Origin of the sequence: Streptomyces sp. NPDC059169 (assembly GCF_042755225.1) — a bacterium.
Lineage (GTDB): Bacteria > Actinomycetota > Actinomycetes > Streptomycetales > Streptomycetaceae > Streptomyces.
The window spans coordinates 363808-385896 of record NZ_JBHZCF010000005.1 but is presented as its reverse complement, the minus strand read 5'-3'; the positions used below and the strand labels follow the sequence as shown (position 1 = coordinate 385896).

Below are 22089 nucleotides of genomic sequence, written 5' to 3'. Positions count from 1 at the left end.
CACGGGCGCAGGGCCGACCGCCGGCCACGGCCTCGAGGCGGGCGGGCGGCGTCAGTCGTCGGGGTCGGCCCGGTCCAGTGCCGGGCGCGGTCCCGGGCCCGTCTCCGTCAGCAGGTAGTCCGCCGCGGCCATGTCGGTCACCAGACTGGTCACCAGTCCGGACCTGAGCACCGCACCGATCGCCGCCGCCTTGCGCTGGCCGCCCGCGATGGCAACGACCTCCGGGATCCGGCGCAGCCGGTCGGCCTCCACCGTGATGCACCGTTCACCCAGGTCGCGGCCGACCCGGCGGCCGTCCGCGTCGAAGAGATGCGCCGACATCTCCGCCGCCACGCCGAGCGACGCGTAGTGTGCACGCTCCTCGTCGGTCAACATGTCGTGCACCGTCGAGATGCCCGGCTCCCAGGAGCCGATCGAGACGCAGGCGACGGTCACCTTGTCGAAGTACTCGAAGGCCCGGGCGATGCCCGTCTGGTTCCGCAGGGCGGCTGCCGTCGCCGGGTCCGGCAGCAGCATCGGTGCGTAGATGGGGTGGGCTTCGCCGCCCGAAACCTGGGCGGCACGCCGCACCGCCTCCACCGAGCCGCGCTCGGCGGTCCCGGCGTCGTACACACCGGTGAGCTGGACGACCGTGCACGGCGGCAGCCGGTCCAACGCGGCAGCCATGTGGATGGTCGAACGCCCCCAGGCGAGGCCGAGCACATCGCCCTCGGTCACCAGCTCGCCGAGCAGGTCCGCGGCGGTCTCGCCGAGGTTCTCCGGGTCGGGGGACTCGTCCTCGCCCTCGGCCGGGGATTCGACGACGACCGCGTGCCGCAGGCCGTAGCGTGCGCGGAGCGCGTCGGAGCGCTCCGCGTCCAGCTCGGCGGGGACGCGGATCTCGATCCGCACCAGGTCGCGCTCGAGGGCGGTCTCCAGGACGCGGGCGACCTTGAAGCGGCTGACGCCGAACTCCTCCGCGATCTGGATCTTGGACTTTCCCTCCAGGTAGAAGCGTCGGGCCATGGCCGCCGCCTGCACCAGCTCCGCGGGTCCCATCCGCAGGGCCGACCGTCCCGCCGACATAGCAGACACCGCGATCTCCTCACTGCTGTTCACACTCCGGAACCGTCATCCTGTCAGATCCCGGGATCGTTGATCAGCCCAGTCGGGCTCCGTTCACTTAAGCGTGGCTCAGTGGTTGCACGCCCAGGGTGCCGAGGCGATGGTCAGGTCCGCCTTGGCACGGAGCGAGCGGACCGCCTCGGACGGGTCCTCGGCCCCGTACACGGCCGATCCCGCGACGAAGACGTCGGCGCCCGCCTGGGCGCACTGCTCGATGGTGGCCTCCGAGACTCCGCCGTCGACCTGCAGCCACAACTCCAGGCCGTGCTTGTTGATCAGCTCCCGGGTACGGCGGATCTTGGGGAGCATGATGTCCAGGAACGCCTGACCGCCGAAGCCCGGCTCCACGGTCATGATCAGCAGCATGTCGAGCTCGGGGAGCAGGTCCTCGTAGGGCTCGATGGGGGTGGCGGGCTTGAGCGCCATCGCGGCGCGCGCACCCTTGGCCCGGATCTCGCGCGCCAGCCGCACGGGCGCGGCCGCGGCCTCGACGTGGAAGGTCACCGAGCCCGCGCCGGCCTCCACGTACTGCGGCGCCCAACGGTCCGGGTCCTCGATCATCAGATGGCAGTCCAGCGGCGTGCCGGTGGCGCGGCTGAGCGATTCGACGATCGGGACGCCCAGCGTCAGATTCGGCACGAAGTGGTTGTCCATGACGTCGACGTGGAGCCAGTCGGCGCCTTCGACGGCCTGTGCCTCCTCGGCGAGCCGGGCGAAGTCGGCGGACAGGATGCTGGGATTGATCTGGGCCATGTGCCAAGACTGCCATGCTCCCGCCCGCTTCCCCGCCCCGGTGGGTGACGAAGGGAGCGGCCCCCGGCCCGGACGCACGCCGGGATCCCCGCAGACGGTGCGATCCCGGCATTTTTCCGGGCCCGGTCGCCCGCACGCCACTGGGCAGGGGCCCGGTCCTCCACCGGTCCGGGGTCCAGCCCCCACCGGTCGGGTCCAGCCCCCGCCGGTCCGGGGGCTCAGCCCTCGCGACGACCTGGCCGCCGGACCCCGACCACGCGCCCCACCGATGCCGGAGGTGCGACCGGGCCGCGCGCGGGAGGGGCGCCCCCATGCGCCGCAGGGCCTTCACCGCCCGGTTCCCGGCGGCTGCGCCGAGGCCGGAGCACGTCGGAGGAACCGCGTCCGCGGCGGCCCCCAGGACCTCGCGGTCCGGGTCGACGGCGTGCCGGCCGCCCGACACCCGAGGCCCGACACCCGACGGGATCGTCCTTGTCACCCTCGACGGCGGCATGCGGCGCGGGCGGCCCCGCCGCGCCCGCCACGGGCGCGGTGCCCCCGGGCAGTCCGTACCGCCCGGCGTCGGCAGCCGTCAGGCGGTACGCCGCAGCAACGCCAGGTACATCGCGTCCGTGCCGTGCAGATGTGGCCAGAGCTGTACGTCGGGCCCCTCGCCGAGCGACGGGACGCCCGTCATCAGGGGGCGGGCGTCGATCCACTCGGCCGCGGCGGGGGCGCCACCACGCCCCTTCAGGACGTCCTCCACGACCACCCGGGTCTCGGCGAGGTGCGGCGAGCAGGTCGCGTAGCCGACGACACCGCCGACCCGGACCGCCTTCAGCGCCTCGCGCAGCAGGGAACGCTGGAGCGGGGCGAAACCGTCGAGGTCCTCGGGCCTGCGCCGCCACCGTGCCTCGGGGCGGCGGCGCAGGGCACCGAGACCCGAGCAGGGGACGTCGACCAGGACCCGGTCGAACGATCCGGGCCGCCACGGCGGTCGCGTGCCGTCCGCGGTGACGACCAGGTACGGACCGGGGTTGCCGGCCAACGCCCTCTCCACCAGCCGGGCCCGGTGCGGCTGCTTCTCGGCGGCCAGCAGGGCGGCGCCGCGCTCGGCGGCCAGCGCGCCCAGCAGGGCGGCCTTGCCACCGGGCCCCGCGCAGCCGTCGAGCCAGCGTGCGTCAGGTCCGTCCAGCGGCGCGTTGGCCAGGGCGATCGCCACCAGCTGGCTTCCCTCGTCCTGGACACCGGCGCGGCCCTCGCGGACGGGGCCCAGCGCGCCCGGCTCGCCGCCCTCCGCAAGTCGCACGGCGTAAGGCGACCAGCGGCCCGGCAGTCCGGAGTCCTCGCCGAGCAGGTCGAGCAGTTCGTCCCGGGTGGACCGCCCGGGACGGGCGACCAGCGTCACCTCCGGCCGGTCGTTGTCGGCTTCCAGCAGGTCCTCGATCCCGGCCCGGCCGCCACCCAGCGCGTCCCACAGCGCGGAGACGACCCACCGGGGGTGGGAGTGCACCACGGCGAGGTGGTCTTCCGCATCCTGTTCGTAGGGTGGTGCGACGCGCTCCAGCCAGCCGTCGAGGTCGTTCTGGGAGACCTTGCGCAGCACGGCGTTGACGAACTTCGCCCGGCCGTCACCGAGCACCACGCGGGCCAGTTCCACACTGGCCGACACCGCGGCGTGGGTCGGGATGCGGGTGCCCAGCAACTGGTGGGCACCGAGCGAGAGCACGTCCAGCACGGGCGGGTCGACTTCGCGCAGCGGACGGTCGATGCAACTGGCGATGATCGCGTCGTACGTGCCCTGGCGGCGTAGCGTGCCGTAGACCAGTTCGGTGGCGAGCGCCGCGTCACGGCTGTCGAAGTCGCCCTGCTCACGCGCCTTGCGCAGCAGCGGGGGCAGTACGAGGTTGGCGTACGCGTCCCGCTCGTCGACCGCCCGTAGCGCGTCGAAGGCGAGGATCCGCACGGGGTCCTTCTTCGGGCGGCGGTAGGGCTTGTGGGGACGGCGACGGCTCTGCTCGCTCAAAGGTGCTCCGCGTTTCGAAAGGGTCGAACCCCCTCAGCGTAGTCCCTGCTCGGGAGAGTCCCGGCCCTCGTCCGTGCGGCGGGCGCCCGCGGCCGCAGCGTGCGGGACGGCGCCGGGAGTCGCGCGCACCGAGGCGTCCCCGGCCACCGGACGCGAGCCTAGACGCCGAGCCTCTCCCCCTGGACGATCCGTACCCCGCGTGCCCAGTCCGCCGCGCGCATCGGCTTCTTGCCCTGGGGCTGCACCCACAACAGCTCGACGGCGTGCGAGCCGGTCCCGGCGTAGACGTTGTTCTTGCCGGCGACGAGCCGGCCGGGCGACAGTTCCGTGCTGTCCGGGAGCAGTTTCACCGAGACCAGCTTCAGCCGCTCCCCGCGGAACACGGTCCAGGCCCCCGGCGCGGGGGTACAGCCGCGGACGACGCGGTCCACGCGCAGCGCGGGTGCGGACCAGTCGACGTGGGCGTCCTCCACGGTGATCTTCGGGGCTTGGGTGACTCCTTCGGCGGGCTGCGGGACGGCCTTGAGCGTGCCGTCCTCGACGCCGTCCATCGTCGCGGCGAGCAGCCCCGCACCCGCGAAGGCGAGGCGGGTGAGCAGGTCACCGCTGGTGTCGGTGGACCGCACGTGCTCGGTGATCACCCCGTAGACCGGCCCGGAGTCCAGCCCCTCCTCGATCTGGAAGGTGGACGCGCCCGTCATCTCGTCGCCCGCCAGGATCGCGTGCTGCACGGGTGCGGCGCCGCGCCACGCGGGCAGCAGCGAGAAGTGCAGGTTGACCCAGCCGTGGACGGGAACGTCCAGGGCGACGCGGGGCAGCAGAGCCCCGTACGCGACGACCGGGCAGCAGTCCGGCGCGATCTCGCGCAGCCGGGCGAGGAAGTCCTCGTCGCGCGGCTTGACCGGCTTGAGCACCTCGATCCCGGCCTCCTCGGCTCGTTGTGCGACCGGGCTGGCGACCAGCCGACGGCCGCGGCCCGCGGGGGCGTCGGGCCGGGTGACGACGGCCGCGACCTCGTGCCGGTCCGAGGCGATCAGGGCGTCCAGGGCGGGTACGGCGACCTCGGGGGTGCCTGCGAAGACAAGTTTCACGGGAATACCTCGCTCTGTGTGCCGGGGAAGCGCGACGCACCAGTCTATTTGGCTCGGCGGCGGGGGGCGCACGGACAGCAGCGAGCCCCCGCGCATATGCCCTCACACACCTGCACCGTGACCAGAACGCCCAGTAGAGCGTTGGTCAAGACAGATTGACCGAAACGGGCCGCCCCGACGCGGTCCAGCCCCTGACAACGCCGGTTCGAGAGGCTTGTTCGTGACTCCACCCACGCGTAGGCGCGCGGGCTTCCTGGGTCGGTGGCTAGGCCACGTCGCAGAAGGCCGGCCCGGCCCTGTCGGGGACGTTCGTTGCTCCGACGTGGTCCGCGTTCGCCGTGAACCCGCACGCCGTGCACGGGAACTGTGCTTGGCCGGCCCGGTTCTCCTTCGCGGTGTGCCCGCACGACGGGCACGTGCGGGAGGTGTTGCGGGGGTCCACGGCGAGGACGGTCCGACCGGCGCTTTCAGCCTTGTCGGCGAGGATCGCGAGGAACACCCCCCAACCCGCTTCGAGGGCAACGCGGTTGAGCCCGGCTTTGGCGGCGCCGTTCACCGGGAACGCGCCGTCGGTCTCGAGGTCGGGCCCGGGATTGTCGGCGGGTACGTCGTCGCAGACCAGGACGGTGTGCCGACGGTTGCCTTCGCGCTTCACGCTGATCGTCCTGCTCCGGCCGCGCACGCGGCGGTGCCGGTGCACGCGGATGTGCCCGATGCCTCGGAGGCGCACGCGGGCGACGGGATCGTGGGGGGTGGAGTCCCAGCGGCAGCCGTCGCCGTCCCCGGGGACGGTCACGGTGTCAAAGTGGCCGATACCCTCGAAGTGCGGGTAGCCAGGCGTCCGCCCGGCCTTGACGCGGCGGAAGAACGCCTGGAACGCCTCGTCGAGGCGGCGCAGGGTGGCCTGCCGGCCGGAGAACGACCAGCGGCCCCGGCGCTCGGGGTCGAACGCGCGGACGTCCTTGAGCTGGGCGGACCGGCCCCCGTGAGTGATGCTCGTCTTCGATGCGTGCCGGTAGGCGTCCCGGCGTTCCTGGAGCGCGCCGTTGTACAGCGAGCAGTGATCCCGCAGCATCTCGCCCGGCGCCGCCGCCCGGCTCTCGGTGGGCCGCAGGAGGAACGTGTACGCGCGGATCACCGCTCGCGCCTCCGCTCGGCGCGGAGTCCCTCGGGGAGGAGCACGCAGACGGCGACGTTGATCGAGGTGTCCACGCGCTCGGCGCGTACCTCGAACCGCCGCTTGACGTCCGGTGGGACGCGTAGGTTCAGCGACTCCCGACGATCGCCTCTCGCCACAACCAAGGCGCTACCACTTCGCGATGCGCTGCGGACCCGTGCACACAGCCGAGGTCAGAACAGCGCTGCAAAGCAATCCCCCACCGGCCCAAGTCGGTGGTCCCCTTGCTAGGAGATCTGATGGCCGACCACGCAACCCACGACGCCCAAGCCCGAGCAAGCCTGCATCTGTTGGTGCGGGACATCGAGCGGGTCCGCCGGCAGGTGGACGCTCTGCGTACGCTCACGGCCCAGTTGGGCAACGTGTACCGCCCACGTCGCTCCGGTCCCTCCACGGGCTTCGTCGTGTACGGCAGGGCTCCCGCCCCTACCGTCCGCCTGGCCCAGGAACTGCGGGACAGCGTCGAGACGTTGGTGACCGCGGCGGTGGACTTCGACCGATCCCTGGGCTTCTCATGGGACGCGGTGGGCTCGGCACTCGGCGTCACGAAGCAGGCGGTGCACCGTCGCTACGGGTCCCGGCGGACCACGCCGCAGCCCGGTGGCGCCGAGCCCGTCCCTGTGGCGGAGCCGGGCGCGACGCGCACCCTGCCCGTGGCGCCCGCGGTCCCCGCCGCACGTTCCATGCCGCCGCAGCCGACGCCGAGCGTCCATCCGGTACGCGAGGAGGTCCGGCCGAGCGCATTCCCCGGCCCGCGCAACGGCTGACCTCCCGCCCGGCCGCCCCGGCGCGCTTTCCCCCGTGGTGCGCCGGGGCGGATCCGTGCACGCCGGCTGACGGTACGACGTCGTCCGCCCGCAGACCACGGGGAGACCGGCACCACGCGTCGGGGACGACGAGGCGCCGGCCGGCACCCCCGGCGCGACCGGACCCGGCCGGCGGACGGGACGTCAGCCGATGTCCGGAGGGTCGATCCGGATCCGCAGGGGATCGCCGCCGCCACGGGCGAGGCGGGATGCCTGGGCCGCCTTGAGGGCGGCGGCCAGCGTCGCGCCGCTCCCCGGCGGCACCCGCAAGAGCGCGCGCTCCCAACGCTCACCCGGCGGGGGGTCACCGGACCTGCGCGGCCGACCGGGCTCCACCGGAGGCAAGGGCACGGGCCCCAACACCTCGGCGTCCGCGGGTAGCTCCGCACCGGCCAGGAACGCGGTCACCGCGTCCGGACGCCCCGTCACCGCCGCCATCCGGGACACCGGCGGGAAACCCAGCTCGGCACGCTCGGCCAGCTCCCGCTGGGCGTGACCCACCGGGTCCCAACGCACCAGTGCCTGCACCGGCCTCAGCGTCGGCTCCGCGACCACCACGACCCTCCCGCCCTCCGCCTGGCCCCTCACCAGCGATGCCGCGTCCATCCAGCGCCTGAGCGCCTCCTCGCCCGCCCGGAGGTCGGGGCGGGCGAGCATCGCCCAGCCGTCCAGGAGCAGCGCCGCCGCGTACCCGCCGTCCGCGACCGGCTCGGCGCCCGGCGTGCTGACCACCAGCGCGGGGTGCGCGGGCACCGAGTCCAGCACGTGGTCCCGCCCGGACGTGCGCACGGGGACCGCGGGGAAGGCCCGGCCCAGCTCCTCCGCGGTGCGCCGGGCCCCCACGACCTGGGCGCGCAGCCTGACGGAACCGCACTCCGGGCAGTGCCACGCCGTGGCGTCCCGGCCGCACCAGCCGCACCTCAGGTCCCGCTGGCCGGACGCCTCCACAGGGCCGGAGCAGTGCCCGCACCGCGCGGGTTCGCGGCAGCGTTCGCAGGCCAGCCTGGGCACGTAGCCGCGTCGGGGCACCTGGACCAGGACCGGCCCCGACCGCAGGCCGTCCCGCACCGTCTGCCAGGCCAGTGTCGGAAGCCGGGCGGCCCGTGCCGCTTCGTCCCTGGCGAGCTCCCCGTCCCCGACGGTGCGGACCAGCGGTGCAGCACGGCGCACCTGCTCCCGGTCGGCGGCCAACAGCCGCGCCCAGCCCGTCTCGACGAGCTGGGCGGCCTCGACCGTGCAGCTCGTACCGCCGAGCAGGAAGGCGCACCGGTCGTGTGCCGCACGGAGCAGCAGCACCTCGCGCGCGTGCGGGAGCGGAGCGTGCTGCTCGCTGTGGCTGGTGTCGCCGTCGTCCCATATCGCGACCAGCCCGAGGTCCGCCACGGGCGCGAACATCGCGGCCCGGGTACCGATCACCGCCCGGCGTGAGCCTCGCCGTACGGCGAGCCACTGCCCGTAACGCTTCTCGGGCCCCGCCTCGGCGGTCAGCACTGCGTGCCGGCCCTCGCCGAGCAGCCCGGTGAGGGCCGCGTCGACCCGTGCGACCGCCCGCCCGTCGGGCAGGACCACCAGGGCGCCCCGGCCGGACGCCAGGGCCGCGGCCACGGCCCGCGCCAGCTCCTCGGCCCAGTGCGGTCCCGGCAGCGCGGTCCACACGGCTCGTGGCGCACCGCCGCCGGCCAGCGATTGCAGGAACGCCGGACCACGGGCGTACCGCCCCCAACTACCCGCCTCGGGCGGCGCTGGCGGCGGCAGCGGCTCGGGGGACGGCCTTGCCTCTGCGCGGGCGCTCCGGGGCGGCACCGCGAGCTGCAGGACGTCGGCCAGGCTGCCCGCGTAGCGGTCTGCGACGGCCCGGGCCAAGGTGAGCAGCTCCGGGCTGAGCACGGGCTCTGCCGAGACGACGTCGGCGAGCGCGGCCAGGGGTCCCGGGTAGTCCGACTCGGCGCGCCGCTCGACGACGAACCCGTCGATCAGACGTCCGCCCTCCCGGCGCCCCTCCCGCACTTGGTGCGCCCCCGCTCCGAACCGCACACGGACCCGCACGCCCGGCTGGGCCGCCGCGTCAAGCTCCTCGGGCACGGCGTAGTCGAAGAACTGGTCGAGGTGGAGCACGCCCTTGTTCACGACGACCCGGGCCACCGGCCGCTCCTTGGCCAGGGCCGCACCACGCCACGTGCGGGGTTTGGCCCGCGGCACCTTCGCCTTCCGCACGGTCTCCCGGATGAGCGCAAGCTGCTCGGGACCGCCGTCCACGGGCTCCTGGGGCCGGTCGTCGTCGCTGCTCACAGCCCCATACCTATCAGACCCCACGGACAGCGGGACTCCGGCGACGGCCGCGGGCGGGCACGGCGACGGCCCCGGACCAGGCGGTCCGGGGCCGTCGTGGATCAGCCGTTCCCCTAGAAGCCGGCGGCGGCGCGCAGCGCCTCCACGCGGTCGGTGCGCTCCCAGGTGAAGTCCGGGAGCTCCCGGCCGAAGTGGCCGTACGCCGCGGTCTGGGCGTAGATCGGGCGCAGCAGGTCGAGGTCGCGGATGATCGCGGCCGGACGGAGGTCGAAGACCTCGGCGATGGCGTGCTCGATCTTGTCGGTGTCGATCGCGGCGGTGCCGAAGGTCTCGACGAAGAGACCGACCGGCTCGGCCTTGCCGATCGCGTACGCGACCTGGACCTCACAGCGGGAGGCGAGCCCCGCGGCCACCACGTTCTTGGCAACCCAACGCATCGCGTACGCGGCGGAACGGTCGACCTTGGACGGGTCCTTGCCGGAGAAGGCGCCGCCACCGTGACGGGCCATACCGCCGTAGGTGTCGATGATGATCTTGCGGCCGGTCAGGCCGGCGTCACCCATGGGGCCGCCGATCTCGAAGCGGCCGGTCGGGTTCACCAGCAGTCGGTAGCCCTCGGTGTCCAGCTTGATGCCGTCATCGACCAGCTGCTTCAACACGTGCTCGACGACGAACTCGCGGATGTCCGGCGCGAGCAGCGAATCGAGGTCGATGTCGGACGCGTGCTGCGAGGACACCACGACGGTGTCGAGGCGGACCGCCTTGTCCCCGTCGTACTCGATGGTGACCTGGGTCTTCCCGTCCGGGCGCAGGTACGGGATGGTCCCGTTCTTGCGGACCTCGGAGAGCCGGCGGGAGAGTCGGTGAGCGAGGTAGATCGGCAGCGGCATGAGCTCGGGCGTCTCGTCGCACGCGTACCCGAACATCAGGCCCTGGTCGCCGGCGCCCTGCTTGTCCAGCTCGTCGGTGTCCCTGCCCGCGGCGGAGCCCTCGACCCGGCTCTCGTAGGCCGTGTCGACGCCCTGTGCGATGTCCGGCGACTGCGAGCCGATGGAGACCGAGACGCCGCAGGACGCGCCGTCGAAGCCCTTCTTGGAGGAGTCGTAGCCGATCTCGAGGATCTTGTTGCGCACCAGCGTGGGGATGTCCGCCCACGCCTTGGTCGTCACCTCTCCGGCCACGTGCACGAGACCCGTGGTGATCAGGGTCTCCACGGCCACGCGGGAGGTGGGGTCCTCCTGCAGGAGTGCGTCGAGAATGGTGTCGCTGATCTGGTCAGCAATCTTGTCGGGGTGCCCCTCGGTGACGGACTCCGAGGTGAACAGACGGCGGGACACATCGCTCCCTGTGGTTGCAGCGGCTGCTGGCTGATCATTGGTGGACCGGCCGGGGGGCTGCGCCCCGCGTCGTTCCGAGGGACAGTTTATCGGTCGCTTCCGGCCGTTGGACCAGGTGTCTCGCTCTTCGGGAGGCAAACTGCCGCAGAATCGCCTTGTCCTCAGCGGCATTCGCTCCTCACTTGCGGCCGCACGGGGGGATTTCCGCGCATTGCGCAACGACCCGGTGAATGAGAAATTCATCCCAAATTCATGGGCGTGGCGCCGTGTCCCGCCGACGCCTCAGTGTGAGCGAAACGTCACACGAGCCGCGGGGACACCAGGTCCCACACCACGTCCGCCAGGGATTCCTTCGGCCCGTACGGCACGGGTGTCTCAGTGCCGTCGGCCGCCAGGACCACGGCCTCGTTCTGCTCGGAACCGAAGGTCTTGCGCTCCCCCACCTCGTTGACGACAAGCAGGTCACAGCCCTTGCGCTGGAGTTTCTGCCGCCCGTTCGCGAGCACGTCGTCGGTTTCCGCCGCGAAGCCCACGATCACCTGACCCGACCGGGCCCGCTCGGCCGAGATCTCCGCCAGAATGTCTGGATTCCGCACCAGCTCCACGGGGGCGGGCTCCTGGCCGTCCCTCTTCTTGATCTTACCTTCGGCGTAGGCGGCGGGACGGAAGTCCGCGACGGCCGCGGCCATGACCACCGCGTCGGCGTCGTGGGCCGCCTTCAGCACGGCCTCGCGCAGCTGGACCGCCGTCCCCACGTGGACGACGTCGACGCCCGCCGGGTCGGGCATCCCGGTGTTCGCCTCGACGAGCGTGACCCGGGCGCCGCGGGCCGCGGCGGTGCGCGCCAGGGCGTACCCCTGCTTGCCGGAGGAGCGGTTGCCCAGGTAGCGGACCGGGTCGAGCGGCTCGCGGGTGCCCCCGGCGCTCACCACGACGTGGCGGCCCGCGAGGTCCGGTACGGCGACGCCCCGCGCCAGGACCCTGCGGCAGACCTCGAAGATCTCGCCGGGCTCGGGCAGCCTGCCCTTCCCGGTGTCGACTCCGGTGAGGCGGCCGACCCCGGGCTCCACGACCACCGCGCCACGGCGGCGCAGGGTCGCGACGTTGTCCTGGGTGGCCGGGTGCTCCCACATCTCGGTGTGCATGGCGGGCGCGAAGACCACCGGGCACCGGGCCGTGAGCAGGGTGTTCGTCAGGAGGTCGTCGGCGAGGCCGTGGGCGGCCTTCGCCAACATGTCGGCCGTCGCCGGTGCGACCACGACGAGGTCCGCGCCCTGGCCGATGCGCACGTGCGGGACCTCGTGGACGTCCGACCAGACTTCGGTCGAGACCGGGTGCCCGGAGAGGGCCGACCACGTCGCGGCACCGACGAACTGCAGCGCCGACGCCGTGGGCACGACGCGCACGTCATGACCGGACTCCGTCAGCCGCCGCAACAGCTCGCACGCCTTGTACGCGGCGATGCCACCGCTCACCCCCAGAACGACCTTCGGCTTGTCCACCACGGAACTCCCCGCTCCCGACGCCTCGTACCTGTCAGATCCGTACACCCCTATGACACACCACAGGCCCGGCGGACACCCCGCCGGGCCTGGAGCAAAAGGGAGGTGCGCCTACTGGACCGGGCCCTCGATGGCCTCGGACGTCAGCAGACCCGCGTTGATCTCGCGCAGGGCGATCGAGAGCGGCTTCTCGTGGACGTGGGTGTCCACCAGCGGACCGACGTACTCGAGCAGGCCCTCGCCGAGCTGCGAGTAGTACGCGTTGATCTGACGCGCGCGCTTGGCCGCGTAGATCACGAGGCTGTACTTCGAGTCGGTGGCCTCGAGGAGCTCGTCGATCGGCGGGTTGATGATGCCCTCGGGCGCGGTGATGGAAGAGGACACGCTCTAGCCTTCCGAAGAAACTGCTGGGAATAATCAGAGATCAAACAACTGCCATCAAGGCTAGCAGCTCACGCGCCACGTCCTCGACGGAGGTGTTGACCAGGGTCGTATCGAACTCGGACTCGGCGGCCAGCTCCACCTTGGCCGTGTCGAGACGGCGCTCGATGACGTCGGGGGCCTCGGTGCCCCGACCGGTGAGCCTGCGGACCAACTCGTCCCAGCTCGGCGGGGCGAGGAACACCAGCTGCGCGTCCGCCATCGACTCCTTGACCTGCCGGGCCCCCTGAAGATCGATCTCGAGCAGCACGGGCTCCCCGGCCTCGAGGCGGTCCTGGACCGCCTGCCGCGGCGTCCCGTAGCGATTGCCCGCGAACTCCGCCCATTCCAGCAGCTCACCGTTGGCGACCAACTTGTCGAATTCTTCGTCGGTGACGAAGAAGTACTGGACGCCGTGGCGCTCGCCGGGGCGCGGCTTCCGTGTGGTGGCCGACACCGAGAGCCAGACCTCGGGGTGGACCTTGCGCATATGGGCGACGACCGTGCTCTTGCCCACCCCGGAGGGGCCGGAGAGCACGGTCAGCCGCGGTCGTACCTCTGCTGCCATGCAGCGATTATCCAGGTTCTCGGGAGTGCCCGAGAACGTCAGGCGGCGCCGCCGCCGAACTCACGCTCAAGGGACGCGATCTGGTTGGAGCCGAGACCCCGGACCCGACGGCTCTCGGAGATGCCGAGCCGCTCCATGATCTGCTTGGCGCGGACCTTGCCCACGCCCGGGAGGGACTCGAGCAGGGCGGAGACCTTCATCTTGCCGATGACGTCGTTCTCCTGGCCCTGCTTGATGACCTCGTGGAGGGAGGCGCCGGAGTGCTTGAGTCGATTCTTGACCTCGGCCCGCTCCCGGCGAGCCGCGGCGGCCTTTTCGAGCGCGGCTGCGCGCTGTTCAGGGGTAAGGGGCGGAAGAGCCACGCCTACGTCACCTCGGATGTCGAACTGTCGGATACGGACCGGTGAGGAACCTAGTAGCCCCACACCAGGCGAGCAACGAGCAACGCAGTAGCCGTTGCATCGCTAACTCTCGACGGAGACTAGCGGCCAAGACCGCTCCAGTCAGCGAGAACAGCGGAAAAGTCCTGGTCAGCATCGCCCGACCAGGATATTCCAGACATACTGACTGGGTTTCTGTCAAGAAACAGCCGGTGAATGCACCGGCGAGTGCCCCGGCCGGTGCCCGACCGGCCCTACCCCGGGCACCGGTCGGGCAGCGGCCGGTGGTGCTCAGGCGGCCTCGACGGCGCTGCGCACCTCGTCCGCGAAGCGTGTCGCCGCTTCCTTCAGCGCGGCTGCGTCCGGACCGTGGCGCAGCACTCCGCGGCTGACGCTGGGCACGACGTTGCGCACGGCGGCGCCGAAGACCCGCGGGAGGTCCGCCGGCGTCGCGCCCTGGGCTCCGATACCGGGGGCGAGGAGGGGACCGCCCACCTCCAGGTCGACGTCCGCCTGGCCCAGGGTGGCCCCCACGACGGCTCCGACGGAGCCCAGCGGCGCCGCACCCGCGTTCTCGTCGGCGATGTGGTTCAGCATGAGCTGGGCGAGGGACACGCCACCCGCGGCGGTGGCGCGCTGTACCTCGGCGCCTTCCGGGTTGGAGGTGAGGGCCAGGACGAAGACGCCCGCGCCGGTCTGCTGCGCCAGGTCGAGCGCCGGCCGCAGCGATCCGAAGCCGAGGTACGGCGAGACCGTCACGGCGTCAGAGAAGAGCGGGGAGTCCTTGCGCAGGTAGGTCTCCGCGTACGCGGCCATCGTCGAGCCGATGTCGCCGCGCTTGGCGTCCATCAGCACCAGCGCGCCGGCCCCGCGGGCGTCCTCGACGGCCTTCTCCAGGACCGCGATGCCGCGCGAGCCGAAACGCTCGAAGAACGCCGACTGCGGCTTGAGGACGGCGACGCGGTCCGCGAGCGCCTCGACCACCGTGCGGGTGAATCGCTCGAGGCCGGCGATGTCGTCGTTCAGGCCCCAGGCGGTCAGCAGCGAGGCGTGCGGGTCGATGCCCACGCACAGCGGGCCGCGGGTGTCCATGGCACGGCGCAGGCGGGCGCCGAAGGGTGCGGCGGTGTCCGGGGAGGTCATGCGGTCGCTGCCTTTCGGGTCTCGGCGCCGACGGCCTCGGCGAGTGTGGCGTACGGGCTGGCGGCGAGTCGGGCCGCCAGGCCCTTGTGGACGGCTCGGGCGTAGAACGGCCCCTCGTAGATGAAGGCGCTGTAGCCCTGGACCAGCGTCGCACCGGCGAGGATGCGCTGCCAGGCGTCTTCGGCGTTCTCGATGCCACCGACCCCGACGAGGGTGATGCGGTCGCCGACGCGCGCGTACAGGCGGCGCAGCACCTCCAGGGAGCGCTCCTTGACGGGGGCTCCGGACAGCCCGCCCGCCTCCTGGACGAGCGCCGGTTCCGACCTCAGCCCGAGGCCCTCGCGGGCGACGGTCGTGTTCGTGGCGATGATGCCGTCCAGGCCGAGCTCGACGGCCAGGTCGGCGACGGCGTCGACGTCCTCGTCGGCCAGATCGGGGGCGATCTTGACGAGCAGCGGAACACGGCGGTCCCGCACGGACCGGTCGGCAGCCTCGCGCACGGCGGACAGCAGGGGCCGCAAGTGATCCACCGCCTGCAGGTTGCGCAGACCGGGGGTGTTCGGGGAGCTCACGTTGACCACGAGGTAGTCGGCGTGCCGGGCGAGGCGCTCGGTGGACGTCACGTAGTCACCGACGGCCTCCTCCTCCGGGACGACCTTGGTCTTGCCGATGTTGACGCCGACGGTGGTCCGGAAGACCGCGCGGCGGGCACCGAGGCGGGCGGCGACGGCGGCAGACCCGTCGTTGTTGAAGCCCATGCGATTGATCAGCGCACGGTCCGGGACGAGGCGGAACAGCCGCCTCTTGGGGTTACCGGGCTGGGCCTGGGCCGTGACCGTGCCGATCTCGACGTGGTCGAAACCGAGCATCGCCATGCCGTCGATGGCGACGGCGTTCTTGTCGAAGCCCGCCGCGAGCCCGAACGGGCCGTGCATGCGCAGCCCCAGCGCCTCGGTGCGCAGCGTCTTGTGGCGGGGGGCGAGGGCGGCCGCGAGGAACGTGCGCAGGACGGGGACGCGGGCCGCCCGTCGGATCCAGCGGACGGCCAGGTGGTGGGCGTCCTCCGGGTCCATCCGCTTGAAGACGAGGGTGAAGAAGAACTTGTACATCTCTGTGGTGTCCTCACGAAGAGGGGGACACCGTTTCCGGTGTCCCCCTCGGGGTGGCTAGTCGCGGGCCGCGGTCAGGTGTTCCGCGTGTTCCTGGAGGGAGCGGACGCCCACTCCTCCGTGGTTGAGCGCGTCGACGCCCTGGACGGCGGCGGCGAGCGCCTGGACCGTCGTCAGGCACGGCACGGAGCGGGCCACCGCGGCGGTGCGGATGTCGTACCCGTCGAGGCGGCCGCCGGTGCCGTACGGCGTGTTGACGATGAGGTCGACGTCTCCGTCGTGGATCAACTGGACGATCGTCCGCTCGCCGTTCGGGCCCTCGCCCTCGGACTGCTTGCGCACCACCGTGGCGTTGATGCCGTTGCGCTTGAGCACCTCGGCCGTGCCGGAGGTGGCGAGCAGTTCGAAGCCGTGGGCGACGAGCTCCCGTGCCGGGAAGATCATCGAGCGCTTGTCGCGGTTGGCGACGGAGATGAACGCACGGCCCTTGGTGGGCAGCGGACCGTAGGCGCCGGCCTGCGACTTGGCGTACGCCGTGCCGAAGACCGAGTCGATGCCCATGACCTCGCCGGTGGAGCGCATCTCCGGGCCGAGCACGGTGTCCACGCCTCGTCCGTGGATGTCGCGGAAGCGGCTCCACGGCATCACGGCCTCCTTCACGGAGATCGGGGCGTCCAGGGGCAGCGTGCCGCCGTCGCCGTGCCTCGGCAGCAGGCCTTCCTCGCGCAGCTCGGCGACGGTCGCACCCAGGGAGATCCGGGCAGCGGCCTTGGCCAGCGGCACGGCGGTCGCCTTCGAGGTGAAGGGAACGGTCCGCGAGGCGCGCGGGTTGGCCTCCAGGACGTAGAGGATGTCGCCCGCCATCGCGAACTGGATGTTGATCAGGCCGCGGACCCCGACGCCTTTCGCGATCGCCTCGGTCGAGGCCCGGAGGCGCTTGATGTCGAAGCCGCCGAGGGTGATCGGGGGCAGCGCACAGGCGGAGTCGCCGGAGTGGATGCCCGCTTCCTCGATGTGCTCCATGACGCCGCCGAGGTACAGCTCGAGCCCGTCGTAGAGGGCGTCGACGTCGATCTCGATCGCGTCGTCGAGGAACCGGTCGACCAGGACGGGACGGTCCGGGCTGATCTCGGTGGACTCGGCGATGTAGGACTGGAGGCGGGTCTCGTCGTAGACGATCTCCATGCCGCGGCCGCCGAGCACGTAGGACGGCCGGACGAGCACCGGGTAGCCGATCTCGTCGGCGATCGACTTGGCCTCGGCGAACGTGGTCGCCGTGCCGTGCTTGGGCGCGGGCAGTCCGGCGGCGGCGAGGACGCGTCCGAAGGCACCGCGATCCTCGGCCGCGTGGATCGCCTCGGGGGACGTGCCGACGACGGGGACGCCGTTGTCCTTGAGTGCCTGGGACAGGCCCAGCGGGGTCTGCCCGCCGAGCTGGACGACCACACCGGCGATCGGGCCGGCCAGCGACTCGGCGTGGACGATCTCCAGGACGTCCTCCAGGGTGAGCGGCTCGAAGTAGAGCCGGTCGGAGGTGTCGTAGTCGGTGGAGACGGTCTCCGGGTTGCAGTTGACCATCACGGTCTCGTAGCCCGCGTCGTGGAGTGCGAAGGAGGCGTGCACGCACGAGTAGTCGAACTCGATGCCCTGACCGATGCGGTTCGGACCCGAGCCCAGGATGATGACGGCGGGCTTCTCCCGGGGTGCGACCTCGGTCTCCTCGTCGTAGGAGGAGTAGAAGTACGGGGTCCTCGCGGCGAACTCGGCGGCGCAGGTGTCGACCGTCTTGTACACCGGGCGGATGCCGAGGGCGTGCCGGACCTCGCGGACGACGTCCTCGCGCAACCCGCGGATGCCACCGATCTGGGCGTCCGAGAAGCCGTGGCGCTTGGCTTCGGCGAGCAGTTCGGGGTGGAGCTTCTCCGCCGCGCCCAGCTCGTCGGCGATCTCCTTGATGAGGAAGAGCTGGTCCACGAACCACGGGTCGATCTTCGAGGACTCGAAGACCTCCTCCGGGGTGGCACCGGCGCGGATGGCCTGCATGACGGTGTTGATCCGACCGTCCGTCGGGCGGGCCGCCGTCCGCAGCAGCTCGTCCTTGTCCCCCGGCTCACCGGTGAAGTCGAACTGGCTGCCCTTCTTCTCCAGGGAGCGCAGCGCCTTCTGCAGCGCCTCGGTGAAGTTCCGGCCGATGGCCATGGCCTCGCCCACCGACTTCATGGTGGTGGTGAGGGTGCTGTCCGCGGACGGGAACTTCTCGAACGCGAAGCGCGGCGCCTTGACCACCACGTAATCGAGCGTGGGCTCGAAGGAGGCAGGTGTCTGCTCCGTGATGTCGTTGGGGATCTCGTCCAGCGTGTAGCCGACGGCCAGGCGCGCCGCGATCTTGGCGATCGGGAAGCCGGTGGCCTTCGACGCGAGGGCGGAGGACCGGGAGACGCGGGGGTTCATCTCGATGACGATGACCCGGCCGTCCTCGGGGTTGACCGCGAACTGGATGTTGCAGCCACCGGTGTCGACGCCGACCTCGCGGATGACGGCGATGCCGATGTCGCGCAGGACCTGGTACTCGCGGTCGGTCAGGGTCATCGCCGGAGCGACGGTGATCGAGTCACCGGTGTGCACGCCCATGGGGTCGAAGTTCTCGATGGAGCAGACGACCACCACGTTGTCGTGCTTGTCGCGCATCAGCTCCAGCTCGTACTCCTTCCAGCCGAGGATGGACTCCTCCAGGAGCACCTCGGTGGTCGGGGACAGCGTGAGGCCCTGGCCGGCGATCCGGCGCAGCTCGTCCTCGTCGTGGGCGAAGCCGGAGCCGGCGCCGCCCATGGTGAAGGAGGGGCGGACGACGACGGGGTAGCCGCCGAGCGTCTCGACGCCCTTGAGGACGTCGTCCATCGAGTGGCAGATCACCGAACGGGCGGACTCGCCGTGGCCGATCTTGCGGTTGACGGCCTCGACGACCTCCTTGAAGAGGTCGCGGTCCTCGCCCTTGTTGATGGCCTCGACGTTGGCGCCGATGAGCTCGACGCCGTACTTCTCCAGCGTCCCCGCCTCGTGGAGGGAGATCGCGGTGTTGAGTGCGGTCTGGCCGCCCAGAGTGGGCAGGAGCGCGTCGGGACGCTCCTTGGCGATGATCTTCTCGACGAACTCGGGGGTGATCGGCTCCACGTAGGTGGCGTCGGCGATCTCCGGGTCGGTCATGATCGTCGCCGGGTTGGAGTTCACCAGGATGACGCGGAGGCCCTCGGACTTGAGGACCCGGCAGGCCTGGGTACCGGAGTAGTCGAACTCGGCGGCCTGGCCGATGACGATCGGGCCGGAGCCGATGACCAGGACGGACTGGATATCGGTGCGCTTAGGCACGCTGGCCCTCCATCAGGGAAACGAAGCGGTCGAACAGGTACGCGGCGTCATGCGGACCCGCGGCTGCTTCGGGGTGGTACTGGACGCTGAAGGCCGGCTGGTCGAGCAGGTGGAGGCCCTCCACGACGTCGTCGTTGAGACAGACGTGGGAGACCTCGGCGCGGCCGTAGGGGGTTTCGGAGACCTCGCCGATCGGGGCGTCGACGGCGAAGCCGTGGTTGTGCGCGGTGACCTCGACCTTGCCGGTCGTACGGTCCTGCACGGGCTGGTTGATGCCGCGGTGGCCGTACTTGAGCTTGTACGTGCCGAAGCCGAGCGCCCGTCCCAGGATCTGGTTGCCGAAGCAGATGCCGAACAGCGGCGTCTTGCGCTCCAGCACGGCCCGCATGACCGCGACGGGCCCGTCGGCGGTCGCCGGGTCGCCCGGCCCGTTGGAGAAGAACACCCCGTCGGGGTTCACGGCGTAGACGTCCTCGGCCGTCGCCGTGGCGGGCAGGACGTGCACCTCGATGCCGCGCTCGGCCATCCGGTGCGGGGTCATGCCCTTGATGCCGAGGTCGACGGCGGCGACGGTGAACTTCGCCGAGCCGATCGGGACGGCTTCGCCGTCGGGGCCGATCGCGGGGACGACGTACGCCTCCTTGGTGGCGACCTCCGCGGAGAGGTCGGCGCCCTTCATCTCGGGCGATTGGCGCACCTCGGCCAGCATCGTGCCCTCGTCGGGGAGCGCGTTGCCGGAGAAGATGCCGACCCGCATGGCGCCGCGTTCGCGGAGGTGGCGGGTGAGGGCGCGGGTGTCGACACCGCTGATGCCGACGACGCCCTGGCGGGCCAGTTCCTCGTCCAGGGAACGCCGTGCGCGCCAATTGGAGGAGACGCGAGCGGGGTCGCGGACCACGTACCCGGACACCCAGATGCGGGAGGATTCCGGGTCCTCGTCGTTCACGCCGGTGTTGCCCACGTGCGGCGCGGTCATCACGACGACCTGGCGGTGGTACGACGGGTCCGTGAGGGTCTCCTGATAGCCGGTCATGCCGGTGGAGAACACGGCCTCGCCGAAGGTCACCCCCACGGCCCCGTAGGCGCGGCCGCGGAACGTCCGGCCGTCCTCCAGGACGAGTACGGCGGGAAGCCCCTTCGTGGCCGGAGTCCCCTGCTTGGAGGTCGTCATCGTGCGGCGCCTTCCGTGGTGTCTGTGGTGTGTATCGAGTTGATCGCCTCGACCCAGGCCGTGTGCCCGGCCGCGCGGTCGGAGCGGAAGCCGGAGTCGATCCGCCGGTCGCCGTGCTCCCAGGTGACGACGAGCAGCCCGCCCTCGGTGAGGACCTTCCCGGCGATGCCCTTGTCGAGGCGGGCCCCGCGCAGGGCGGCGACCGGGATGAAGAAGTCGGCGGCCCCCGGCCGCACGACGTCGATCCCCGCGTCGGTGAGCGTCAGCTCGACCCGGCTGCGGGTGCCGAGCCCCCGGGCCACGATCCGGTCGAGCCACTGGCCCGCGGTCGTCGAGCCGTGGTAGCGGCCTGAGAGGGTCAGCTTCGCCGCTCCCGGTTGCTCGGGTGTCACCGGCAGTTCCGGCAGGCCGGACTGCAGTTCGGCACGCCACTTCCAGCCTTGGCGCATCAGCCAGTAGACGAGGGCGATGAAGAGCAGCAGCCCGACCACCCAGCCGAGGTGGGCGGCCCAGTCGGTCACCTCAGCGGACTTCTGTTCGACCGCTGCGGCTGCGAGGTTGATCGGTGGTGTCACGCCAGCTTCCCGTCCATGAGCGTCGCCCGGCCCCGCAGGAAGGTGTGGGTGACGCGCCCCGGCAGCTCGAGCCCCTCGTAGGGGGTGTTGCGGCTGCGGGAGGCGAAGCCCGCGGGGTCCACCGTTCCACGGTATGCCGGATCGACCAGCACGAGGTTGGCCGGCTCACCAACCGAGACGGGTCGCCCATGGCCCTCGGCGGCCCCGATCCGGGCGGGCTTGAAGGACATGCGGTCGGCAACGCCCTCCCAGGTCAGCAGGCCCGTCTCCACCATCGTGCGCTGGACGACGGACAGGGCGGTTTCCAGGCCGACCATGCCCATGGCCGCGGCCGCCCACTCGCAGTCCTTGTCCTCGTGCGGATGCGGCGCGTGGTCGGTGGCGACGATGTCGATCGTGCCGTCCGCGAGCGCCTCGCGCAGCGCCATCACGTCGCGCTCGGTCCGCAGCGGAGGGTTGACCTTGTAGACCGGGTTGTACGTGCGGACCAGCTCGTCGGTGAGCAACAGGTGGTGCGGGGTGACCTCGGCGGTGACGTCGATGCCGCGGGACTTCGCCCAGCGCACGATCTCCACCGAGCCCGCGGTCGACAGGTGGCAGATGTGGACGCGCGAGCCGACGTGGTCGGCGAGCAGGACGTCACGCGCGATGACCGACTCTTCGGCGACGGCGGGCCAGCCGCCGAGACCGAGTTCCGCGGAGACGACGCCCTCGTTCATCTGGGCGCCCTCGGTCAGGCGCGGTTCCTGCGCGTGCTGGGCGATGACGCCGCCGAATGCCTTCACGTACTCCAGGGCCCGCCGCATGATCACGGCGTCGTCGACACACTTGCCGTCGTCGGAGAAGACGGTGACGCCGGCGGCCGAGTCGTGCATGGCGCCCAGTTCGGCGAGCTTCTTGCCCTCCAGGCCGACGGTGACGGCGCCGATGGGCCGGACGTCGCAGTAGCCGTGCTCGCGGCCGAGCCGCCAGACCTGCTCGACGACGCCGGCGGTGTCCGCGACGGGGAAGGTGTTGGCCATGGCGAACACGGCCGTGTAGCCGCCGCTGGCGGCTGCGCGGGTGCCGGTGAGGACGGTCTCGGAGTCCTCGCGGCCCGGCTCGCGCAGGTGGGTGTGCAGGTCCACCAGGCCCGGCAGCAGAACCTTGCCCTGGGCCTCGACGACGGTGGCGTCCCCCGCCTCGATGCCCGCACCCACCTGGGCGATGGTCCCGCCGTCGATCAGCACGTCCTGCGCCTCGCCGCCCAGGACCTTCGCGCCGCGGAGCAGCGTCTTCTTCGGCTCACTCATG

19 protein-coding genes are annotated in these 22089 nt (G+C 71.8%); 1 reads left to right on the top strand and 18 read right to left on the bottom strand.

The genetic code is table 11. The features are described from left to right. Positions 1 to 51: 51 nt before the first annotated feature. The 6 genes from ACFXOM_RS12450 to ACFXOM_RS12425 form a co-directional block, all read right to left on the bottom strand. Positions 52 to 1098, bottom strand: coding sequence for a sugar-binding transcriptional regulator (locus tag ACFXOM_RS12450; protein WP_384937969.1), 1047 nt, complete (start codon positions 1096 to 1098; stop codon positions 52 to 54). Positions 1099 to 1173: 75 nt separating this feature from the next. Then, positions 1174 to 1857 (bottom strand): ribulose-phosphate 3-epimerase, encoded by a 684-nt coding sequence (rpe, locus tag ACFXOM_RS12445; protein WP_384937971.1) that lies wholly within the window; start codon positions 1855 to 1857, stop codon positions 1174 to 1176. A gap of 571 nt (positions 1858 to 2428) precedes the next feature. Further along, positions 2429 to 3862 (bottom strand): RsmB/NOP family class I SAM-dependent RNA methyltransferase, encoded by a 1434-nt coding sequence (locus ACFXOM_RS12440; RefSeq protein ID WP_384937974.1) that lies wholly within the window; start codon positions 3860 to 3862, stop codon positions 2429 to 2431. A 158-nt stretch (positions 3863 to 4020) separates the two neighbouring features. Next, complete coding sequence (fmt, locus tag ACFXOM_RS12435) at positions 4021 to 4953, bottom strand: methionyl-tRNA formyltransferase (RefSeq protein WP_384937976.1); 933 nt, start codon at positions 4951 to 4953, stop codon at positions 4021 to 4023. 265 nt (positions 4954 to 5218) lie between these two features. Continuing rightward, positions 5219 to 6091 carry an RNA-guided endonuclease InsQ/TnpB family protein gene (locus ACFXOM_RS12430; RefSeq protein WP_384937979.1) on the bottom strand — a complete coding sequence of 291 codons (873 nt, stop codon included), beginning with the start codon at positions 6089 to 6091 and terminating at the stop codon, positions 5219 to 5221. Continuing rightward, complete coding sequence (locus tag ACFXOM_RS12425) at positions 6088 to 6249, bottom strand: hypothetical protein (RefSeq protein ID WP_384937982.1); 162 nt, start codon at positions 6247 to 6249, stop codon at positions 6088 to 6090. Before ACFXOM_RS12425 ends, ACFXOM_RS12430 begins: the two co-directional genes overlap by 4 nt. 120 nt (positions 6250 to 6369) lie before the next feature. Here ACFXOM_RS12425 and ACFXOM_RS12420 point away from each other — a divergent pair, with 120 nt between their 5' ends. After that, positions 6370 to 6897 (top strand): hypothetical protein, encoded by a 528-nt coding sequence (locus ACFXOM_RS12420; RefSeq protein ID WP_384937985.1) that lies wholly within the window; start codon positions 6370 to 6372, stop codon positions 6895 to 6897. A 183-nt stretch (positions 6898 to 7080) separates the two neighbouring features. Here the strand turns inward: ACFXOM_RS12420 and ACFXOM_RS12415 are convergent, their stop codons facing one another. From ACFXOM_RS12415 to ACFXOM_RS12360, 12 genes are all read right to left on the bottom strand, one after another. Continuing rightward, positions 7081 to 9225, bottom strand: coding sequence for a primosomal protein N' (locus tag ACFXOM_RS12415; RefSeq protein ID WP_384937988.1), 2145 nt, complete (start codon positions 9223 to 9225; stop codon positions 7081 to 7083). Between the two features lie 113 nt (positions 9226 to 9338). Beyond that, complete coding sequence (gene metK, locus ACFXOM_RS12410; RefSeq protein ID WP_384937991.1) at positions 9339 to 10562, bottom strand: methionine adenosyltransferase; 1224 nt, start codon at positions 10560 to 10562, stop codon at positions 9339 to 9341. A gap of 299 nt (positions 10563 to 10861) precedes the next feature. Further along, the gene (gene coaBC, locus ACFXOM_RS12405) at positions 10862 to 12064 is read right to left on the bottom strand and encodes a bifunctional phosphopantothenoylcysteine decarboxylase/phosphopantothenate--cysteine ligase CoaBC (protein ID WP_384937994.1); all 1203 of its coding nucleotides are present in this window, start codon (positions 12062 to 12064) and stop codon (positions 10862 to 10864) included. Between the two features lie 111 nt (positions 12065 to 12175). Next, on the bottom strand, positions 12176 to 12448 hold the full coding sequence (gene rpoZ / locus ACFXOM_RS12400) for a DNA-directed RNA polymerase subunit omega (protein WP_030810584.1): 273 nt from the start codon (positions 12446 to 12448) through the stop codon (positions 12176 to 12178). A 40-nt stretch (positions 12449 to 12488) separates the two neighbouring features. Next, the gene (gene gmk, locus ACFXOM_RS12395; protein ID WP_384937997.1) at positions 12489 to 13052 is read right to left on the bottom strand and encodes a guanylate kinase; all 564 of its coding nucleotides are present in this window, start codon (positions 13050 to 13052) and stop codon (positions 12489 to 12491) included. 38 nt (positions 13053 to 13090) lie between these two features. Continuing rightward, positions 13091 to 13414, bottom strand: a complete 324-nt coding sequence (locus ACFXOM_RS12390) for an integration host factor (protein ID WP_005319887.1) — start codon at positions 13412 to 13414, stop codon at positions 13091 to 13093. 309 nt (positions 13415 to 13723) lie between these two features. After that, positions 13724 to 14575, bottom strand: a complete 852-nt coding sequence (gene pyrF, locus ACFXOM_RS12385; RefSeq protein ID WP_384938000.1) for an orotidine-5'-phosphate decarboxylase — start codon at positions 14573 to 14575, stop codon at positions 13724 to 13726. Beyond that, on the bottom strand, positions 14572 to 15684 hold the full coding sequence (locus tag ACFXOM_RS12380) for a quinone-dependent dihydroorotate dehydrogenase (RefSeq protein WP_384938003.1): 1113 nt from the start codon (positions 15682 to 15684) through the stop codon (positions 14572 to 14574). The genes pyrF and ACFXOM_RS12380 overlap by 4 nt, the downstream gene beginning before the upstream one ends. A gap of 57 nt (positions 15685 to 15741) precedes the next feature. Next, positions 15742 to 19050 carry a carbamoyl-phosphate synthase large subunit gene (carB, locus tag ACFXOM_RS12375; protein WP_385037823.1) on the bottom strand — a complete coding sequence of 1103 codons (3309 nt, stop codon included), beginning with the start codon at positions 19048 to 19050 and terminating at the stop codon, positions 15742 to 15744. Further along, entirely contained in the window at positions 19043 to 20221 is a 1179-nt protein-coding gene (carA, locus tag ACFXOM_RS12370; protein WP_384938008.1) for a glutamine-hydrolyzing carbamoyl-phosphate synthase small subunit, read from the bottom strand. Before carA ends, carB begins: the two co-directional genes overlap by 8 nt. After that, complete coding sequence (locus tag ACFXOM_RS12365) at positions 20218 to 20796, bottom strand: hypothetical protein (protein ID WP_384938011.1); 579 nt, start codon at positions 20794 to 20796, stop codon at positions 20218 to 20220. Before ACFXOM_RS12365 ends, carA begins: the two co-directional genes overlap by 4 nt. Beyond that, the gene (locus tag ACFXOM_RS12360; RefSeq protein WP_384938013.1) at positions 20793 to 22088 is read right to left on the bottom strand and encodes a dihydroorotase; all 1296 of its coding nucleotides are present in this window, start codon (positions 22086 to 22088) and stop codon (positions 20793 to 20795) included. The genes ACFXOM_RS12365 and ACFXOM_RS12360 overlap by 4 nt, the downstream gene beginning before the upstream one ends. Between the last annotated feature and the right edge of the window lies 1 nt (position 22089).

What these genes read in the sequence shown, in the direction of transcription:
- gmk (WP_384937997.1), bottom strand. Translation starts at nt 13,052, where the DNA reads ATGGCAGCAGAGGTACGACCGCGGCTGACCGTGCTCTCCGGCCCCTCC.
- ACFXOM_RS12380 (WP_384938003.1), bottom strand. Translation starts at nt 15,684, where the DNA reads ATGTACAAGTTCTTCTTCACCCTCGTCTTCAAGCGGATGGACCCGGAG.
- ACFXOM_RS12360 (WP_384938013.1), bottom strand. Translation starts at nt 22,088, where the DNA reads ATGAGTGAGCCGAAGAAGACGCTGCTCCGCGGCGCGAAGGTCCTGGGC.
- carA (WP_384938008.1), bottom strand. Translation starts at nt 20,221, where the DNA reads ATGACGACCTCCAAGCAGGGGACTCCGGCCACGAAGGGGCTTCCCGCC.
- rpe (WP_384937971.1), bottom strand. Translation starts at nt 1,857, where the DNA reads ATGGCCCAGATCAATCCCAGCATCCTGTCCGCCGACTTCGCCCGGCTC.
- ACFXOM_RS12420 (WP_384937985.1), top strand. Translation starts at nt 6,370, where the DNA reads ATGGCCGACCACGCAACCCACGACGCCCAAGCCCGAGCAAGCCTGCAT.
- pyrF (WP_384938000.1), bottom strand. Translation starts at nt 14,575, where the DNA reads ATGACCTCCCCGGACACCGCCGCACCCTTCGGCGCCCGCCTGCGCCGT.